The sequence below is a fragment of the Leeuwenhoekiella sp. LLG6367-2.1 genome, assembly GCF_045055775.1.
GTDB classification, from domain to species: domain Bacteria; phylum Bacteroidota; class Bacteroidia; order Flavobacteriales; family Flavobacteriaceae; genus Leeuwenhoekiella; species Leeuwenhoekiella aequorea.
In genome coordinates, this window is the sequence record NZ_CP159331.1 from 2,253,831 (window position 1) to 2,272,625 (window position 18,795).

The 18,795-nt window shown below is 36.2% G+C and carries 15 protein-coding genes and 5 tRNA genes; 19 read left to right on the top strand and 1 reads right to left on the bottom strand.

Annotation, left to right across the window (positions count from 1 at the left end):
* Nucleotides 1-21 precede the first annotated feature (21 nt).
* The 19 genes from ABVM53_RS10310 (at nucleotide 22) to ABVM53_RS10400 (ending at nucleotide 16,903) form a co-directional block, all read left to right on the top strand.
* Complete coding sequence (locus ABVM53_RS10310) at nucleotides 22-1,191, top strand: acyl-CoA dehydrogenase family protein (protein ID WP_405325798.1); 1,170 nt, start codon at nucleotides 22-24, stop codon at nucleotides 1,189-1,191.
* 103 nt (nucleotides 1,192-1,294) lie between these two features.
* Entirely contained in the window at nucleotides 1,295-1,489 is a 195-nt protein-coding gene (gene rpsU, locus ABVM53_RS10315) for a 30S ribosomal protein S21 (protein WP_028377788.1), read from the top strand.
* A 141-nt stretch (nucleotides 1,490-1,630) separates the two neighbouring features.
* Complete coding sequence (locus ABVM53_RS10320) at nucleotides 1,631-2,524, top strand: tyrosine-type recombinase/integrase (RefSeq protein ID WP_405325801.1); 894 nt, start codon at nucleotides 1,631-1,633, stop codon at nucleotides 2,522-2,524.
* Nucleotides 2,525-2,561: 37 nt separating this feature from the next.
* Entirely contained in the window at nucleotides 2,562-2,864 is a 303-nt protein-coding gene (locus ABVM53_RS10325; protein WP_371454856.1) for an HPF/RaiA family ribosome-associated protein, read from the top strand.
* A gap of 98 nt (nucleotides 2,865-2,962) precedes the next feature.
* Nucleotides 2,963-3,036, top strand: a tRNA-Thr gene (locus ABVM53_RS10330).
* 92 nt (nucleotides 3,037-3,128) lie between these two features.
* A tRNA-Tyr gene (locus ABVM53_RS10335) sits at nucleotides 3,129-3,211 on the top strand.
* 38 nt (nucleotides 3,212-3,249) lie between these two features.
* Nucleotides 3,250-3,322 (top strand) — tRNA-Gly (locus ABVM53_RS10340).
* Nucleotides 3,323-3,502: 180 nt separating this feature from the next.
* Nucleotides 3,503-3,574, top strand: a tRNA-Thr gene (locus ABVM53_RS10345).
* 138 nt (nucleotides 3,575-3,712) lie between these two features.
* The gene (gene tuf / locus ABVM53_RS10350; protein ID WP_128756697.1) at nucleotides 3,713-4,900 is read left to right on the top strand and encodes an elongation factor Tu; all 1,188 of its coding nucleotides are present in this window, start codon (nucleotides 3,713-3,715) and stop codon (nucleotides 4,898-4,900) included.
* A gap of 94 nt (nucleotides 4,901-4,994) precedes the next feature.
* A tRNA-Trp gene (locus ABVM53_RS10355) sits at nucleotides 4,995-5,067 on the top strand.
* A 107-nt stretch (nucleotides 5,068-5,174) separates the two neighbouring features.
* The gene (gene secE, locus ABVM53_RS10360) at nucleotides 5,175-5,372 is read left to right on the top strand and encodes a preprotein translocase subunit SecE (RefSeq protein WP_128756698.1); all 198 of its coding nucleotides are present in this window, start codon (nucleotides 5,175-5,177) and stop codon (nucleotides 5,370-5,372) included.
* 10 nt (nucleotides 5,373-5,382) lie between these two features.
* Nucleotides 5,383-5,943 (top strand): transcription termination/antitermination protein NusG, encoded by a 561-nt coding sequence (gene nusG / locus ABVM53_RS10365; protein WP_128756699.1) that lies wholly within the window; start codon nucleotides 5,383-5,385, stop codon nucleotides 5,941-5,943.
* 69 nt (nucleotides 5,944-6,012) lie between these two features.
* Nucleotides 6,013-6,450 (top strand): 50S ribosomal protein L11, encoded by a 438-nt coding sequence (gene rplK, locus ABVM53_RS10370; protein WP_128756700.1) that lies wholly within the window; start codon nucleotides 6,013-6,015, stop codon nucleotides 6,448-6,450.
* 21 nt (nucleotides 6,451-6,471) lie between these two features.
* The gene (rplA, locus tag ABVM53_RS10375; RefSeq protein ID WP_371454854.1) at nucleotides 6,472-7,170 is read left to right on the top strand and encodes a 50S ribosomal protein L1; all 699 of its coding nucleotides are present in this window, start codon (nucleotides 6,472-6,474) and stop codon (nucleotides 7,168-7,170) included.
* Between the two features lie 10 nt (nucleotides 7,171-7,180).
* Nucleotides 7,181-7,702, top strand: a complete 522-nt coding sequence (gene rplJ, locus ABVM53_RS10380; RefSeq protein ID WP_128756702.1) for a 50S ribosomal protein L10 — start codon at nucleotides 7,181-7,183, stop codon at nucleotides 7,700-7,702.
* Between the two features lie 55 nt (nucleotides 7,703-7,757).
* Nucleotides 7,758-8,132 carry a 50S ribosomal protein L7/L12 gene (gene rplL / locus ABVM53_RS10385; RefSeq protein ID WP_128756703.1) on the top strand — a complete coding sequence of 125 codons (375 nt, stop codon included), beginning with the start codon at nucleotides 7,758-7,760 and terminating at the stop codon, nucleotides 8,130-8,132.
* Nucleotides 8,133-8,321: 189 nt separating this feature from the next.
* Nucleotides 8,322-12,134 carry a DNA-directed RNA polymerase subunit beta gene (gene rpoB / locus ABVM53_RS10390; protein ID WP_128756704.1) on the top strand — a complete coding sequence of 1,271 codons (3,813 nt, stop codon included), beginning with the start codon at nucleotides 8,322-8,324 and terminating at the stop codon, nucleotides 12,132-12,134.
* An 87-nt stretch (nucleotides 12,135-12,221) separates the two neighbouring features.
* On the top strand, nucleotides 12,222-16,523 hold the full coding sequence (gene rpoC, locus ABVM53_RS10395) for a DNA-directed RNA polymerase subunit beta' (RefSeq protein ID WP_371454851.1): 4,302 nt from the start codon (nucleotides 12,222-12,224) through the stop codon (nucleotides 16,521-16,523).
* 65 nt (nucleotides 16,524-16,588) lie between these two features.
* Entirely contained in the window at nucleotides 16,589-16,903 is a 315-nt protein-coding gene (locus tag ABVM53_RS10400) for a DUF3467 domain-containing protein (RefSeq protein WP_128756706.1), read from the top strand.
* A gap of 193 nt (nucleotides 16,904-17,096) precedes the next feature.
* Here ABVM53_RS10400 and ABVM53_RS10405 read toward each other — a convergent pair whose 3' ends face one another.
* Nucleotides 17,097-18,686: a peptide chain release factor 3 gene (locus ABVM53_RS10405; protein WP_405325807.1), complete on the bottom strand. Its 1,590-nt coding sequence runs from the start codon at nucleotides 18,684-18,686 to the stop codon at nucleotides 17,097-17,099.
* Nucleotides 18,687-18,795 lie beyond the last annotated feature (109 nt).

Below are 18,795 nucleotides of genomic sequence, written 5' to 3' on the forward strand. Positions count from 1 at the left end.
AATAATATAAAGCGTAATTAAATGAAAAATATATACTTTTCAGAAGAGCATGAGCTCTTTAGAGAAAGTCTTAGAGGATTTCTACAAAAAGAAGTTGTTCCTAATATTGATACTTGGGAAGAGACCGGTACTATAGATCGTTCTATCTGGACAAAGATGGGGGATATGGGATATTTCGGCTTAGCCTCTCCAGAAGAATATGGAGGTTTAGACCTCGATATTTTCTATACGGTAATATTTCTCGAAGAATTACAACGAATAAATAGTGGAGGTTTTGCTGCTGCTATGTGGGCTCACGCCTATTTAGCAATGACGCATTTAAAAGCAGAAGGAACATCGGCAATAAAAGAAAAATATCTTCCAGGTAGTATTTCAGGAGAGCTTATAGGTTGTCTTTGCATTACGGAACCATTTGGTGGTTCTGATGTTGCAGGAATGCGCAGTACGGCGGTACGCAGTGGAGAGCACTATATTTTAAATGGATCTAAAACTTTTATTACAAATGGAGTTTATTCTGACTATCTTATTGTTGCGGCTAAGACAGATCCTGAAAAGGGAAATAAAGGCTTAAGTATATTTATAGTAGATAGAGATACCCCTGGCATAAGTGCAACAAAACTGGATAAGCTGGGATGGCGTGCATCAGATACAGGTGAGATTGCTTTTACTGATGTAAAAATTCCTATAGATAATCTTATGGGGGAAGAAAACAAAGGATTCTCATATATTATGCAGCATTTTGCATTAGAGCGCCTAATTATGGGTGTAAACGCTCATGCAAGAGCTGAATATGCTCTCGAATATACATTAGGTTATATGGCCGAACGTACAGCTTTTGGGAAAACTATAGATAAATTTCAAGCTTTGAGACATACTGTGGCTGAGATGGCTAGTGAAATTGAGATGGTTAAATCTTTCAATTACAGCATTGCTAACAACCTTAACAGTGGAGATTATGTGGTGAAGGAAGCAAGTATGTCTAAGTTATTGTCTACAAAAATTGCAGATGAAGTAATTTATAAGTGTCTTCAAATGTTAGGTGGATATGGTTATATGGAAGATTATCCGCTAGCAAGAATGTTTAGAGATAGTAGGCTGGGGCCAATAGGAGGAGGTACTTCAGAGATATTAAAAGAAATTATAGCCAAGATGGTAATTGACAAAAAAGAATATAAGCCAGCCGCAAATTAAGCGTAGCTAATAATAAAATAAAAACAGGCTTGCTAGTTTTAAAGTTTAGATTATATTTGCAGCCTGTAAACTGAAAAGAATTTTAAAGAAAGGAGGTACCACTATGTTAATTATACCAGTAAAAGACGGAGAAAATATCGATAGAGCGCTGAAGCGTTTCAAAAGAAAATTTGATAGAACGGGAACAATGCGTAAGCTGCGTGATCGTCAAGCTTTCACAAAACCTTCTGTTTCTAGAAGACGTGAAATTCAAAAAGCTTCTTATATTCAAGGACTTCGCGATCAAGAGAATATTTAATAATTTCCGTCTGTAAGAATTTTTATTCTTATTAGGATTATTAACAGAGAGACTAATCCTCTTTCAACAATATAAAATCCGCTAAGATTATTTCTTAGCGGATTTTTTTTGTTTTGTATCTTCCTGTTCATTTTTTAATTTATGTATTTAGAGGCATTCTTAGATTATCTTAAACTCGAACGTAATTATAGTGCTCATACTATTCTTGCATATAATGCAGATGTACAAACATTCTTCAATTTTCTTCAGGAAGAATATCTAATCGATAACCCTAAGCTTGTGGAGTATGTGTTTATACGAGCTTACGTGGTTCACCTCTCTACGCGGGAATTAAGTCATCGAAGTATAAACAGAAAAATAGCTTCTATAAAGGCTTATTTTAAATTCTTGCAAAAAGTAGGAGAAATTCAGATATCTCCATTATTAAAACATAAATCCTTAAAAATTAAAAAGGAAATTCAAATTCCTTTCTCTCCGAGTGAAGTAAATCAAGTCATAGAGAACTTAAGTAAGTCAGATGCTTTTGAAGGGAAAAGGGATTATGTGATTATCTCAATATTTTATGCTCTCGGGATAAGGAGAAGTGAGCTAATTAATATTAAGATCTCTGATATCGATTTTTCATCTCATGTGATCAAGGTTCTGGGAAAGCAGAATAAGGAGCGGTTAATACCTATGATAAAATGGTTAGAAGGTCTCATAGAAGAATATATCAGCCTAAGAGCACGAACTTGGGGTAGTGATCATTCGCCATATTTATTATTAACTAATAAAGGAGATAAACTATATGAAACTCTTGTTTATAGGGTCATAATTCGCTATTTTAGTGAGGTGTCTCAAAAAACTAAAATAAGTCCGCATATGTTAAGACATACATTTGCTACTCATTTATTAAATAATGGAGCAGATTTAAATGCGGTTAAAGAGCTATTGGGTCATTCCAGTTTAGCAGCAACTCAAGTTTATACGCATTCTAGTATAGCTGAATTGGGTAAGGTTTATAAAAATGCCCATCCTAGAAATCTTAAAAATTAGTTTTTTGATGTATTAATTAACTTTTAAATCCAAATCTATGAAAGTAAATGTCCAAACTCCCCATTTTGTAGCCGATCAAAAATTGATTAATTATCTTCAAAAGAAGATGAATAAATTAGATCAATTTCACGATCAGATCATTTATGCTGATATTTTTTTAAAAATTCAGAATACGAGTAGTAGAAATAATAAAATTGTCGAAATATTGTTGAGTATTCCGGGTAACGAGCTGATTGTTAAAAAACAAGCTAAATCTTTTGAGGCTGGTGCCTATAGTTGTGCGAGCTCATTAGAGCGTCTCCTGGTTAAGCAAAAAGAAAAAAATAGAGCAATTGCATAAAAAAATTTCAAAAAATGTTTTGGTAATATGTTTTTTGTTTTACATTTGCACTCCGTTAGAAACAGCGGAGTTTTTTACTCCTCAAAATCTAACAAAAAGCCGATGTAGCTCAGCTGGCTAGAGCAGCTGATTTGTAATCAGCAGGTCGTGGGTTCGAGTCCCTCCATCGGCTCTTTTTAAACTAGAGTTTTTAAATTGTATAAGTTTAAAAACTTGCGCTAAGCGCGGTAAAAGCGTTTTTTGAAATATTGATTTACCAATATTGGGGAGATACTCAAGCGGCCAACGAGGACAGACTGTAACTCTGTTGTTTTACGACTTCGCAGGTTCGAATCCTGCTCTCCCCACAATTTATGCAAAACGTATGATTTATCATATCGTTAATGCGGGAGTAGCTCAGTTGGTAGAGCGTCAGCCTTCCAAGCTGAATGTCGCCGGTTCGAACCCGGTCTCCCGCTCTAATTGCTGTTAATTTAATTAATCGCAAGCAAGGTCGTTAGATTTATATCTTCGGTCTTATTAAACCAAATCTGATAGGCTTTGGTTGTAGTCATTATATGACTTTTATGAGCCCTTTAGCTGAGAAGGTCGGTCCTGGGTAATTCTGACTTCGGTCGTTTTGATGGGAAGTAATTTAAGCCGACGTAGCTCAGGGGTAGAGCGTTTCCTTGGTAAGGAAGAGGCCACGGGTTCAAATCCCGTCGTTGGCTCAATAGCAGTCGCTGCTAATTAAACGAGTGTAGTTTTACGCTCGGTTTTTTGCGTTTTGTAAAGAATCTATAATCAGCGTGTCAGGTAAGTTTAAAAAATAAACACTAATAATAACTAAGATTAAAATTATTTAAATCATGGCAAAGGCAACATTTGATCGTTCCAAACCTCACTTAAATATTGGTACTATAGGGCACGTTGACCACGGTAAAACTACCTTAACTGCTGCTATTACTACTGTACTTGCTAACGCAGGTCTTTCTGAAATGAGAAGTTTTGACTCTATTGACAACGCTCCAGAAGAAAAAGAAAGAGGTATTACTATTAACACTTCGCACGTAGAGTATTCTACTGCTAACCGTCACTACGCTCACGTTGACTGTCCAGGTCACGCGGATTACGTTAAGAACATGGTTACTGGTGCTGCTCAAATGGACGGTGCTATTCTTGTTGTTGCTGCAACAGATGGTCCTATGCCACAAACTCGCGAGCACATCCTTTTAGGACGTCAGGTAGGTATTCCTCGTATCGTTGTATTCATGAATAAAGTGGATATGGTTGATGATGAAGAATTGCTTGAGCTTGTTGAGATGGAAGTAAGAGATCTTCTTAGTTTCTATGAGTATGATGGAGATAATGGTCCTGTTGTTCAAGGTTCTGCTTTAGGTGCTTTAAATGGTGAGCAAGTTTGGGTTGATAAAGTTATGGAGCTTATGGAAGCTGTAGATAGCTGGATTGAACTTCCTGCTCGTGATGTTGATAAGCCATTCTTAATGCCTATCGAAGATGTATTCTCTATTACTGGTCGTGGTACTGTTGCAACTGGTCGTATTGAAACTGGAGTAGCAAACACTGGAGATCCTGTAGAGATCATTGGTATGGGTGCTGAAAAACTTACATCTACTATTACTGGAGTTGAAATGTTCCGTAAGATATTAGATAGAGGTGAAGCTGGTGATAACGTAGGTATCCTTTTAAGAGGTATTGAAAAATCTCAGATCACTAGAGGTATGGTTATTACTAAGCCAGGTTCAGTTAAGCCTCACTCTAAATTCAAAGCAGAGGTTTATATCTTGAAAAAAGAAGAAGGTGGACGTCACACTCCATTCCATAATAACTACCGTCCTCAGTTTTACGTTCGTACAACTGACGTAACTGGAAACATTTCTCTTTCTGAGGGTGTTGAAATGGTAATGCCAGGAGATAACTTAACAATTAATGTTGAGTTAATTCAGCCAATCGCGATGAACGTAGGTTTACGTTTTGCAATTCGTGAAGGTGGTAGAACTGTAGGTGCAGGTCAGGTAACTGAGATTGTAGAATAATCACGGATTATAATTTATAGAATTAAGGCGTCCGTTTATACGGATGCCTTGATTTTTATTAAGAAGACAGCTCTTTAGCTAATTCTTAATTCTTACGGGCTTAGCTCAGTTGGTAGAGCACTGGTCTCCAAAACCAGGTGTCGGGAGTTCGAGCCTCTCAGCCCGTGCAGACTTATTAAAATCTATTTAAATTTTAATAATATTTAATCTGTTACTAATAAATAGTAATGGTTAGTTTAAAAGGTATAGAGCCTTATAAATAATATACAATAATATGGCCGGATTAGTTAATTACATTCAAGAGTCTTATAACGAATTAAAAAATCACGTAACATGGACTCCGCTATCTGAGGCGCAACGTTTGACTGTTGTTGTTGCTGTTTTCACAATTATTTTTTCGTTAGGGATTTGGGGTGTTGATACTGTTTTTAGCAGGGCTATAGAGGCGTATTTTAATCTGGTAGGAGCTTAAAATAATTACAATGGCTATAGTAAACAATACCAAAGATAAAGACTGGTACGTGGTAAGGGCCGTTAGTGGTCAGGAAAACAAAGTTAAAGGATATATAGAGCAAGAGATTTCTCGCTTTAACCTTGAAGATTATATTGAGCAAGTTCTTGTTCCTACAGAAAAAGTTATCCAGATACGTAATGGTAAAAAGATAAATAAAGAACGTGTTTATTTTCCTGGATATATTATGATTCATGCTAACCTTGGTGGTGAAGTGACTCACATGATAAAGTCTATTAATGGCGTTATCGGTTTCTTAGGTGAAACTAAAGGTGGTGATCCTGTTCCATTAAGAATCTCAGAAGTAAACAGAATGCTAGGTAAAGTAGATGAATTATCTGTAAAATCAGATAGCGTCGCTATACCTTTTGTTATTGGAGAAACTGTCAAAGTTATAGATGGTCCTTTTAACGGCTTTAATGGTTCTGTTGAGAAGGTTAATGAAGAAAAGCGTAAGCTAGAGGTGATGGTTAAGATTTTCGGTAGAAAGACTCCTTTAGAATTGAGCTACATGCAAGTTGAGAAAGTATAAGTGTTACACATATATTAGATATTGTTCTACTGCTTCCACAAATGAACGTATCAAACTAAATTTTTAAAAATGGCAAAAGAAATAAGTAAGGTTGTTAAGTTGCAAGTTAAGGGAGGAGCCGCAAACCCTTCCCCACCTGTTGGACCAGCTTTAGGTGCTGCCGGAGTAAATATCATGGAGTTTTGTAAGCAGTTTAATGCTAGAACTCAAGATAAGGCCGGTAAAGTATTGCCTGTTGCTATCACTGTTTACGGTGATAAATCTTTTGACTTTGTGGTTAAAACACCACCTGCTGCCATCCAATTGATGGAAGCAGCTAAGATTAAAGGAGGTTCTGGTGAACCAAACCGTAAAAAAGTTGCTAGCGTAACATGGGATCAAATTAAAGCTATCTCAGAAGACAAAATGCCAGATTTAAACGCTTTCACAATCGAAAGTGCTATGAAGATGGTTGCAGGTACTGCAAGGTCTATGGGAATAACTGTAAAAGGACAAGCTCCTTTTTAACATCCAAAAAAGCAATTTAAAATGGCAAAAGTAACAAAAAAGCAAAAAGAAGCCCGCGCTAAGGTAGACAGTAGTTCTGCTTATACACTAGCGGAAGCTTCAGCTTTAATAAAAGAAGTAAGCAAAGTTAATTTTGATCCTTCTGTTGATTTGGCTGTGCGTCTTAATGTAGATCCACGTAAAGCAAACCAAATGGTTCGTGGAGTGGTAACACTTCCTCACGGAACTGGTAAAGACGTAAAGGTTCTTGCTCTGGTAACTCCAGATAAAGAAGCTGAGGCTAAAGAAGCTGGAGCTGACTTTGTAGGTCTTGATGAATATCTAGAGAAAATTAAAAACGGTTGGACAGATGTTGATGTTATCATCACTATGCCAAGTGTTATGGGTAAATTAGGTCCTTTAGGACGTGTTTTGGGTCCTCGTGGCTTAATGCCAAACCCAAAAACCGGTACTGTAACTATGGACGTGGCTAAAGCTGTTTCTGATGTTAAAGCTGGTAAAATAGATTTCAAGGTTGATAAGACTGGTATTGTACATGCTGCTATAGGTAAAGCATCTTTTGATGCAGATAAAATAGCAGATAACGCAAGAGAATTGATAACCACATTAGTAAAATTGAAGCCTACTACGTCTAAAGGTGTTTACATTAAAAGCATCTTTATGTCTAGCACGATGAGTCCTAGCGTAGAAGTAGATTCAAAACGTTTTGCTGAGCAGTAAAAGTTAAATTATGACAAGAGAAGAAAAATCACAAGTAATAGAAGATTTGACTGCGCAGTTAGCTGATAGTGCTCACATATATTTAGCAGATATTTCTGGCTTAAATGCAGAAACTACTTCTAGATTAAGAAGAGCTTGCTTTAAGGCAAACGTAAAACTAGCCGTGGTTAAAAATACATTGCTTGCAAAAGCAATGGAGAGTTCAGATAAGGATTTTGGTGAATTACCTTCTATTTTAAAAGGAAATACATCTATTATGCTTTCTGAAACTGGAAATGCGCCAGCTAAGGTTATTAAAGAGTTTCGTAAGAAATCTCAAAAGCCTTTACTTAAAGGAGCATTTATTGAAGAAGCGATTTACATAGGTGACGATCAATTAGATGCTCTAGTTGATATTAAATCTAAAGAAGAACTTGTTGGAGAGATTATTGGTCTTCTTCAATCACCTGCTAAGAACGTTATTGGCGCTCTTAAATCAGGAGGTCAAACAATCGCTGGACTTCTTAAGACTCTTTCTGAAAAGGAAGGTTAATAATTACGTACGCACAAATAATAATAATAGAATAATTTTTTTTAAAACGATAGAAATGGCAGATTTAAAAGATTTCGCAGAACAACTAGTTAACTTAACTGTAAAAGAGGTAAATGAGTTAGCTACTATTTTAAAAGACGAGTATGGTATCGAGCCTGCAGCAGCTGCTGTAGCTATGGCTGGTCCTGCTGGTGGTGGTGATGATGCCGCTGAAGAGCAAACTGAATTTGATGTAATCCTTAAGGCAGCAGGTGGTTCTAAACTTGCAGTTGTAAAACTAGTTAAAGAATTAACTGGTGCAGGTCTTAAAGAAGCAAAAGAATTAGTTGACAACGCTCCAAGTCCAATTAAAGAAGGTATCGCTAAAGACGAAGCTGAAGCTATTAAAGCTCAGTTAGAAGAAGCTGGTGCTGAAGTTGAGCTTAAGTAAGCTTAACACTTATAAATACAAGGGTTTAGGTCTTTTCGATTTTTCGAAATAGGCCTAAACCATTTGTCGTATATAAGGTTTTCATATTATTTACGACTATTATTGCTTTAGATTTCTTATGTTAAGAAATCAAATAGATCTGATCATACAGATCTTCAATTTATTTTAATTAAATTCCGTTCGTTGAAGATGCAAGCAAAACAAGCTGAAAGACTGAATTTCTCATCGGTAAAGAACAGACCTGAGTATCCTGACTTTTTGGATATTCAGATTAAATCCTTTCAAGATTTCTTTCAATTAGAGACTAAGTCTGAAGAAAGAGGAAATGAAGGACTTTACAACACATTTCTAGAGAATTTCCCAATTACGGATACCCGTAATAACTTTGTACTAGAATTTTTGGATTACTTTGTTGATCCACCTAGATACTCTATTCAAGAATGTATCGAACGAGGCTTAACGTATAGCGTTCCATTAAAAGCCCGTTTAAAATTATACTGTACTGATGATGAGCACGAAGATTTTGAAACAATAGTACAGGATGTATATCTTGGTACTATTCCTTACATGACACCAAGCGGTACTTTTTGTATTAATGGTGCAGAGCGAGTAGTTGTTTCTCAGTTACACCGTTCACCTGGTGTATTCTTCGGCCAGTCTTTTCATGCTAATGGTACCAAGCTTTATTCAGCAAGAGTAATACCTTTTAAAGGTTCTTGGATTGAATTTGCTACAGATATTAATAGTGTAATGTATGCTTACATAGATCGTAAGAAAAAGTTACCTGTTACTACTCTTTTTCGCGCGATAGGTTTTGAGCGTGATAAAGATATTTTAGAAATCTTTGACCTTGCAGAAGAGGTTAAGGTTTCAAAAACCGGTCTTAAGAAATATTTAGGCCGTAAGCTTGCTGCTCGTGTTCTTAACACTTGGCACGAGGATTTTGTGGATGAAGATACAGGTGAAGTTGTTTCTATCGAACGTAATGAGATTGTTTTAGATCGTGATACCGTTTTAGAAAAAGAACATGTAGATGAAATATTAGATGCTGGTGCTAAAACGATTCTTCTTCATAAGGAAGATAATCAATTAGGTGACTATGCGATTATTCACAATACGCTACAAAAAGATCCTACAAACTCAGAAAAAGAGGCTGTAGAACATATATATCGTCAATTACGTAATGCTGAGCCGCCAGATGAGGAAACAGCACGTGGTATTATTGACAAATTATTCTTTAGTGATCAACGCTACAACTTAGGTGAGGTAGGTCGTTATAGAATGAACAAAAAACTAGGTCTTGATATCGGGATGGATAAGCAAGTGCTTACCAAGCAAGATATCATAACTATCGTAAAATACTTAATCGAGCTTATTAATTCTAAAGCTGAGATTGATGATATTGATCACTTATCTAACCGTCGTGTACGTACTGTAGGAGAGCAATTATCTACTCAGTTTGGTGTAGGTTTAGCTCGTATGGCTCGTACAATTCGTGAGCGTATGAATGTACGTGATAATGAAGTATTTACTCCAATTGACTTAATTAATGCAAAGACACTTTCGTCTGTAATTAATTCATTCTTTGGTACAAACCAGTTATCACAGTTCATGGATCAGACTAACCCTCTTGCAGAGATTACGCACAAGCGTCGTCTTTCAGCATTAGGACCAGGTGGTCTTTCTCGTGAGCGTGCAGGTTTTGAGGTACGAGATGTGCATTATACACATTATGGTCGTCTTTGCCCTATTGAAACTCCTGAAGGACCAAACATTGGTTTGATATCTTCATTAGCAGTTTATGCTAAGGTTAACAACATGGGATTCATTGAGACTCCTTACCGTACTGTAACCGATGGTAAAATTGATCTTGAAACTGAACCTAGATATTTAAGTGCAGAAGAAGAGGAAGGAATGTTAATTGCTCAGGCAAACAATCCTATGACTGATGATGGGTCAATTACCGAAGAGAAAGTAATTGCTCGTATGGAAGGTGACTTCCCGGTTGTGGAACCTAACACGGTGCATTATGCCGATGTTTCTCCTAACCAGATTGCATCGATATCTGCATCATTAATTCCTTTCTTAGAACATGATGATGCAAACCGTGCATTGATGGGATCTAACATGATGCGTCAGGCAGTACCGCTTTTACGTGTAGATTCTCCTATTGTAGGAACAGGTCTAGAACGTCAAGTGGCATCTGATTCTCGTGTATTGATAAATGCCGAAGGTGATGGTGTAGTTGAATATGTTGACGCTAATGAAATCACTATAAAATATGACCGTACCGAAGAACAACGTATGGTTAGTTTTGAAGAAGATAGCAAAACATACCAATTAATTAAATTCCGTAAGACTAACCAAAGTACTTCTATTAACCTTAAGCCTATCGTAAGTAGAGGTGATCGTGTTAAGAAAGGTCAAGTACTTTGTCAAGGATATGCTACCGAAGCCGGGGAACTTGCTTTAGGTCGTAACATGAAAGTAGCCTTTATGCCTTGGAAGGGGTATAACTTTGAGGATGCTATTGTGATATCTGAGAAAGTTGTGCGTGAAGATATATTTACTTCAATTCACGTGGATGAATATTCACTAGATGTACGTGATACAAAATTAGGTAATGAAGAATTAACTAATGATATACCTAACGTTTCTGAAGAGGCTACAAAAGACCTTGATGAAAACGGTATGATACGTATAGGTGCAGAGGTGAAGCCTGGAGATATATTAATAGGAAAAATTACTCCTAAAGGAGAATCTGATCCTACTCCAGAAGAAAAACTTCTTCGTGCTATATTTGGTGATAAAGCAGGTGATGTTAAAGATGCTTCATTAAAAGCTTCTCCTTCATTAAGAGGTGTGGTAATACAGAAGAAACTTTTTGCACGTGCTATAAAAGATAAGCGTAAGAGAGCTAAAGATAAAGAAGATATCGCTGCTCTAGAAGCTGAGTACGATCAAAAATTTGATGATTTAAAAGCAGTTCTTGTAGATAAGTTATTCCAATTAGTTAATGGAAAAACTGCTCAAGGTGTGAAAAATGATTTAGGTGAAGAAATACTTCCTAAAGGAAAGAAATTCACTTTAAAGATGCTTAATTCTGTTGAAGATTATACGCATTTAAATCAAGGAACTTGGGCAACTGATGATACTACCAATGTAATGATCGCAGATCTGTTACATAATTATCGTATCAAAGAAAATGACCTACAAGGAAACTTACGTCGTGAGAAATTTACAATTTCTGTAGGTGATGAATTACCTGCTGGTATTATAAAACTTGCTAAAGTTTATGTTGCTAAAAAGCGTAAACTAAAAGTGGGTGATAAAATGGCAGGTCGTCACGGAAATAAAGGTATTGTTGCGCGTATTGTGCGTGAAGAAGATATGCCTTTCTTAGAAGACGGAACTCCGGTTGATATTGTGTTGAATCCATTAGGGGTACCATCACGTATGAATATTGGTCAGATTTATGAAACTGTACTTGGATGGGCGGGTCAAAAATTAGGTCGTAAGTATGCGACACCTATTTTTGATGGAGCTACATTAGATCAAATTAATGAGTTGACAGATGAGGCGGGTATACCTCGATTTGGACATACTTATTTATATGATGGTGGAACAGGAGATCGTTTTGATCAAGCTGCAACTGTAGGTGTTATTTATATGCTGAAGTTAGGTCACATGGTAGATGATAAGATGCACGCACGTTCTATAGGTCCTTACTCATTAATAACCCAACAACCATTAGGTGGTAAAGCACAATTTGGTGGTCAGCGTTTTGGAGAGATGGAAGTTTGGGCGCTTGAAGCTTATGGTGCTTCAGCAACTTTACGTGAAATTCTTACAGTTAAATCTGATGATGTAATAGGTCGAGCTAAAACTTACGAAAGTATAGTAAAAGGTGAGCCTATGCCAGAGCCAGGATTACCAGAATCGTTCAACGTATTAATGCACGAGCTTAAAGGTCTTGGACTAGACATTCGTCTAGAAGATTAGATACAATAAAGGTTTCGCTTCTTCGGAAGCGAAACTTATTATAGTATCAAAGAATTTTAAAAAGAATAATTTTCGACATAAGGTATTATGGCAAGAGATAATGATAAGAATGCAGTAAAGAGGTTTAATAAAATCTCTATTGGTCTTGCGTCTCCTGAAGCAATTTTGGCTGAATCGCGCGGAGAGGTGTTAAAACCAGAAACTATAAATTACCGTACACACAAACCAGAACGTGACGGTTTGTTCTGTGAGCGTATCTTTGGTCCTGTAAAGGATTATGAGTGTGCTTGTGGGAAATACAAACGTATACGCTATAAAGGTATTGTTTGTGATCGTTGTGGTGTAGAAGTTACTGAGAAGAAAGTACGTAGAGATCGTGTAGGTCACATCAATCTAGTTGTGCCTGTTGCTCACATCTGGTACTTTAGAAGTTTGCCAAATAAAATAGGTTACATATTAGGTCTTCCATCTAAGAAATTAGACATGATTATTTATTATGAGCGCTATGTAGTAATACAGCCAGGTATAGCTAAAAGTGAAGAGGGTGATGATTTAAAGAAAATGGATTTCCTTACTGAAGAGGAATATCTTAATGTTCTTGAATCTATACCTCAAGAAAATATGTATTTAGATGACAGCGACCCAAATAAGTTTATCGCTAAGATGGGTGCTGAGTGTCTTATAGAGCTTTTAAAGAGAATAAATCTTAATGAGCTTTCTTATGATTTACGTCATAAGGCAAACAATGAAACTTCAAAACAACGTAAAACGGAAGCGCTAAAACGTCTTCAAGTTGTTGAAGCTTTAAGAGATGCAAATAAAAATCGCGAGAATCTTCCAGAGTGGATGATTATGAAAGTAATTCCGGTTATTCCACCAGAATTACGTCCATTAGTGCCATTAGATGGTGGTCGATTTGCAACTTCAGATTTAAATGATTTATATCGTCGTGTAATTATTCGTAATAACCGTCTTAAGCGTTTAATGGAAATTAAAGCGCCTGAGGTTATTTTGCGTAATGAGAAGCGTATGCTTCAGGAAGCGGTAGATTCATTATTTGATAATACTCGTAAATCTTCAGCTGTTAAAACAGATTCTAACAGACCTTTAAAATCTCTTTCAGATTCATTAAAAGGTAAGCAGGGTCGTTTCCGTCAAAACTTACTTGGTAAGCGTGTTGATTATTCTGCACGTTCAGTAATTGTTGTTGGGCCAGAATTAAAACTTTACGAATGTGGTATTCCTAAAGATATGGCTGCAGAACTTTATAAGCCTTTCGTTATTAGAAAGCTTATAGAGCGTGGAATTGTAAAGACTGTTAAGTCTGCAAAGAAAATTATAGATAAAAAAGAGCCAGTAGTATGGGATATATTAGAAAATGTTCTTAAAGGACACCCAGTATTACTTAACCGTGCTCCTACGCTTCACAGATTAGGTATTCAGGCTTTTCAGCCAAAACTTATTGAAGGTAAAGCGATACAGTTACACCCATTAGTTTGTACGGCTTTTAACGCCGATTTTGATGGGGATCAGATGGCAGTACATTTACCATTGGGCCCAGAAGCAATTTTGGAAGCTCAAATGTTAATGCTTGCCTCTAATAATATTCTTAACCCTGCTAATGGTGCTCCTATTACGGTACCATCTCAGGATATGGTACTTGGTCTATATTATATGACTAAAGCGCGTAAGAGTACTCCAGAGCATCCTATTCAAGGTGAGGGAATTACTTTTTATAGTGCAGAGGAAGTTGTTATAGCTCACAATCAAAAGCGTGTGAATATTAACGCGATGATTAAAATACGTACTAAAGATTTTAATGAAGAAGGTAAGCTTGTTTACCAAATCATAGATAGTACTGTAGGTCGTGTATTATTTAATGAAAGCGTACCTGATGAAGCGGGTTATATTAACGAGGTTCTTACAAAGAAATCACTTAGAGATGTAATTGCACGTATTTTAAAACTTACAAGTGTTCCACGTACTGCGGAATTCTTAGATAGTATTAAAACTCTTGGTTATACATTTGCATTTAGAGGTGGTCTTTCATTCTCACTTGGTGATATTATTATTCCTAAGGAAAAGTATGAAATGATTGATGAGGCAAATACTCAGGTAGACGGAATTATGTCTAGCTATAATATGGGTCTTATTACTAACTCGGAACGTTACAACCAGGTTATTGATGTTTGGACATCAACAAATGCTTCACTTACAGAGCTTGCTATGAAGCGCATTCGCGAAGATCAGCAAGGATTTAACTCGGTGTATATGATGCTAGATTCTGGTGCAAGGGGTTCTAAAGAGCAGATTCGCCAGTTAACTGGTATGCGTGGTCTTATGGCTAAGCCTAAGAAATCTAATGATGGAGGTGGAGCAATTATTGAAAACCCGATTCTTTCTAACTTTAAGGAAGGTCTTTCAATTCTTGAATACTTTATCTCTACTCACGGTGCTCGTAAGGGTCTTGCCGATACGGCTCTTAAAACTGCAGATGCGGGTTATTTAACTCGTCGTCTTGTAGATGTATCTCAAGATGTTATCATTAACAGTGAAGATTGTGATACCTTAAGAGGTGTTGAAGTTTCTGCATTAAAGAAAAATGAAGAAATAGTTGAAACTTTAGAAGCACGTATCATCGGTCGTATAGCATTAAATGATGTTATTAATCCGTTAGATAGTGAAGTAATCGTAAAAGCTGGAGCAGAAATTACTGAAGAGCTAGCTGCTGAAATTACAAAAGCACCTATCGAATCTGTTGAAGTACGTTCTGCATTAACTTGTGAAGCTACTAAAGGTATTTGCTCTAAGTGTTATGGTAGAAACCTAGCAACCAATAAAATGGTTCAAATGGGTGAAGCGGTAGGAGTTGTGGCAGCACAATCTATTGGTGAACCGGGTACACAGCTTACACTAAGAACATTCCACGTAGGTGGTATTGCAGGTAACATTTCAGAAGAGAATAAGGTTGTTGTTAAATTTAGCGGTCGCTTAGAGATTGAAGATCTTAAGACTGTTGAAGGTGAAGCACCAGATGGTTCTATTTCTCAAATCGTTATCTCACGTACATCTGAAGCTAAAATATTTGATAGTAAAACCGGTATTTTATTAAGTACCAATAATATTCCTTATGGTTCACAACTTTCTGCAAAGGATGGTGATACTGTTTCTAAAGGAGATGTTATTTGTAGTTGGGATCCATATAACGGTGTTATTATATCTGAATTTGCTGGTAAGATTAAATACGAGAATATCGAGCAAGGTCTAACCTATCAAGTAGAAACAGATGAGCAAACTGGTTTCCAAGAGAAAGTAATTTCAGAATCACGTAACAAACGTATGATTCCTACATTACATATCTTAGGTAAAAAAGACGAAGTAATTCGTTCTTATAACCTTCCAGTAGGAGCTCACCTTATGGTAGATGATGATGATAAGATTAAAATAGGAAAAATTTTAGTTAAGATACCTCGTAAATCTGCAAAAGCAGGTGATATTACAGGGGGTCTTCCTCGAGTAACTGAATTATTTGAAGCACGTAATCCTTCTAATCCAGCTGTTGTAAGTGAGATTGATGGTGTAGTTTCTTTTGGTAAAATTAAGAGAGGTAACCGTGAAATTATAGTAGAGTCTAAGCTTGGAGAAGTTAAAAAATATCTTGTTAAATTATCAAACCAGATATTAGTTCAGGAAAATGACTTTGTAAGAGCGGGTATGCCATTATCTGATGGTTCTGTAACTCCAGAAGATATTTTATCTATTAAAGGTCCTTCTGCAGTACAGCAATATCTCGTTAATGAAGTACAAGAAGTATATCGTTTACAGGGTGTGAAGATTAACGATAAGCACTTTGAGGTAGTAGTACGTCAAATGATGCGTAAAGTTAGAATTCAGGATCCAGGTGATACTATCTTCCTTGAGAATCAACTCGTGCACAAAGATGACTTTGTTACTGAAAATGACGCAATTTTCGGAATGAAAGTAATTGAAGATGCTGGTGATTCTGAAACTTTAAAAGCTGGACAGATAATTTCTCCGCGTGATTTACGTGATGAAAATTCTATCTTAAGAAGAGAAGATAAAAATCTAGCTACAGCGCGTGATGTTGTTGCAGCGACTGCGACTCCAGTACTTCAAGGTATTACGAGAGCATCACTTCAAACAAAATCATTTATTTCTGCAGCTTCTTTCCAGGAAACTACAAAAGTTCTTAACGAAGCAGCAGTAAGTGGTAAGATTGATGATCTTGAAGGTCTTAAGGAAAATGTTATCGTTGGACATAGAATCCCGGCAGGTACAGGTTTACGTAGATATGATAAGATTATCGTAGGAAGTAAACAAGAACTAGAAGAGCTCAATGCGGCTCGGGAAGAAGTGAATTTTAATTAATTTAACTGTATATACAAAAGCAGCTTCAGAAATGGAGCTGCTTTTTTTATTTAAAGTAATATATAATGGCAGAAGAAAAAAATAATGAAAGTGGTCAATTAAATATTGAGCTTGACGAGACGATTGCACAAGGACAATATTCCAATCTGGCGATAATTAATCATTCAGTATCTGAATTTGTAGTCGATTTTATAAATATTATGCCAGGCACGCCTAAGAGTAAAGTGAAGTCACGTATAATTTTAACACCGCAACATGCCAAGAGACTGGCAAAAGCACTACAGGAAAATGTTAAGCGTTTTGAAAAAGCGCACGGTGAAATTAAAGATTACGAAAAACAGCCGATTCCTTTAAATTTTGGTCCTAGTGGTCAAGCTTAAATTAAAAAAGTCCTAAACACAGTTTAGGACTTTTTTAATTATAATCTAATTTTATTGATAATTAAATTACCATTTTTAAAATCTATTCTCAAAAATATTTGATGTTATCTAAGTGCATTTACGGGATCTTTAAAATGTTTACGACATAGTAATCATTTGTTTACATAGGACCTCCTAAATGGCTTTAGAATGATTATTTATACTCAGACACGAAATGTAACTTCACATTAGGATATTTTTGTTGAGTCATTTGCAATGTAAAAGGTGAATCTGCAAGAAATACTAGATGGCCACGTTTATCCTTAGCCATAAATCGCTGTTTGACACGTATGAATTCTTTAAACTCTTCACTCTTAGGATCTTTAGGCTCAACCCAACATGCTTTGTGAACACTTAGCGGCTCATAAGTACATTTAGCACCATATTCATGTTCTAATCTATATTGAATTACTTCATATTGCAAAGCGCCAACTGTACCTATTACTTTTCTTCCATTCAGCTCTAATGTAAATAACTGAGCTACACCTTCGTCCATGAGTTGGTCAATACCTTTTTCTAACTGCTTAGATTTCATAGGATCAGCATTATTGATGTATCTAAAATGCTCTGGTGAGAAAGCAGGAATTCCCTTGTAATGAATTTCTTCTCCTTCAGTAAGAGTATCACCAATTTTAAAATTTCCTGTATCGTGAAGTCCTACAATATCACCGGGATAAGAGATATCAACAATCTCTTTTTTCTCAGCAAAAAAGGCATTCGGACTTGAAAATTTTAATTTTTTTCCATTTCTAACGTGTAAATATGGGGTATTCCTTTCAAAAACACCTGAAACAATTTTGATGAAAGCGAGTCTATCACGGTGTTTTGGATCCATATTTGCGTGAATTTTGAACACAAATCCCGTAAATTCCTTTTCATCAGGATGAACTATACGCTCTTCACTTTGTTTAGGTCTAGGCGTAGGCGCAATTGTAATAAAACAATCTAAAAGCTCTCTTACTCCAAAATTATTTAAAGCTGAACCAAAAAACACAGGTTGTTGTTCTGCTGCCAAGTAGGCCTCTTGATCAAAACTAGGGTAAACACCATCTACAAGTTCTAATTCTTCACGTAACGTTTCCGCAGGTTTTTCACCTATAAGTTTATCTAAATCATCAGATTGGATATCCTTAATTTTAATAGTTTCTTCTATGTTTTTACGACTGTCACCACTAAAAAGGTTGATATTCTTCTCCCAGATATTGTAGATTCCTTTAAAATCATAACCCATTCCTATAGGAAAGCTTAAGGGAGTCACTGTAAGCGATAATTTCTGCTCAATTTCATCTAAAAGTTCAAAAGCATCTTTTCCTTCTCGATCCAACTTATTTACAAATACGATCATAGGGATTTTGCGCATCCTACAAACTTGAACCAGTTTCTCAGTTTGCTCTTCAACCCCTTTTGCAACATCTATTACAACAATAACACTATCTACAGCTGTGAGGGTTCTAAATGTGTCTTCAGCAAAGTCCTTATGACCTGGTGTATCTAATATATTGATTTTTGTACCATTATATTCAAATGCAAGTACAGAAGTAGCTACAGATATCCCACGCTGTCTTTCAATTTCCATAAAATCACTGGTGGCCCCCTTTTTAATTTTATTAGACTTTACAGCACCTGCTTCTTGAATTGCACCACCAAATAAAAGGAGTTTCTCGGTAAGAGTTGTTTTCCCGGCATCAGGGTGTGATATAATACCGAAGGTACGTCTCCTTGCTATTTCTTTCTTAACGTTCATTTGTAAAATTTAGGAACGCAAAGATATGATTTGTTGATCATTTAGATTGATTTCATTCATTCTGTTAGTACATATTGATAATGATTTTCAAGAAATTTACATAGGTAAA

Excerpts from the sequence above, each read along its gene's own strand:
- rpoC (WP_371454851.1), top strand. The coding sequence starts at position 12,222 with ATGGCAAGAGATAATGATAAGAATGCAGTAAAGAGGTTTAATAAAATC.
- rplA (WP_371454854.1), top strand. The coding sequence starts at position 6,472 with ATGGCAAAAGTAACAAAAAAGCAAAAAGAAGCCCGCGCTAAGGTAGAC.
- rplJ (WP_128756702.1), top strand. The coding sequence starts at position 7,181 with ATGACAAGAGAAGAAAAATCACAAGTAATAGAAGATTTGACTGCGCAG.
- secE (WP_128756698.1), top strand. The coding sequence starts at position 5,175 with ATGGCCGGATTAGTTAATTACATTCAAGAGTCTTATAACGAATTAAAA.
- tuf (WP_128756697.1), top strand. The coding sequence starts at position 3,713 with ATGGCAAAGGCAACATTTGATCGTTCCAAACCTCACTTAAATATTGGT.
- rpoB (WP_128756704.1), top strand. The coding sequence starts at position 8,322 with ATGCAAGCAAAACAAGCTGAAAGACTGAATTTCTCATCGGTAAAGAAC.
- ABVM53_RS10310 (WP_405325798.1), top strand. The coding sequence starts at position 22 with ATGAAAAATATATACTTTTCAGAAGAGCATGAGCTCTTTAGAGAAAGT.
- nusG (WP_128756699.1), top strand. The coding sequence starts at position 5,383 with ATGGCTATAGTAAACAATACCAAAGATAAAGACTGGTACGTGGTAAGG.
- rplL (WP_128756703.1), top strand. The coding sequence starts at position 7,758 with ATGGCAGATTTAAAAGATTTCGCAGAACAACTAGTTAACTTAACTGTA.
- rpsU (WP_028377788.1), top strand. The coding sequence starts at position 1,295 with ATGTTAATTATACCAGTAAAAGACGGAGAAAATATCGATAGAGCGCTG.
- ABVM53_RS10405 (WP_405325807.1), bottom strand. The coding sequence starts at position 18,686 with ATGAACGTTAAGAAAGAAATAGCAAGGAGACGTACCTTCGGTATTATA.
- ABVM53_RS10325 (WP_371454856.1), top strand. The coding sequence starts at position 2,562 with ATGAAAGTAAATGTCCAAACTCCCCATTTTGTAGCCGATCAAAAATTG.
- rplK (WP_128756700.1), top strand. The coding sequence starts at position 6,013 with ATGGCAAAAGAAATAAGTAAGGTTGTTAAGTTGCAAGTTAAGGGAGGA.
- ABVM53_RS10320 (WP_405325801.1), top strand. The coding sequence starts at position 1,631 with ATGTATTTAGAGGCATTCTTAGATTATCTTAAACTCGAACGTAATTAT.
- ABVM53_RS10400 (WP_128756706.1), top strand. The coding sequence starts at position 16,589 with ATGGCAGAAGAAAAAAATAATGAAAGTGGTCAATTAAATATTGAGCTT.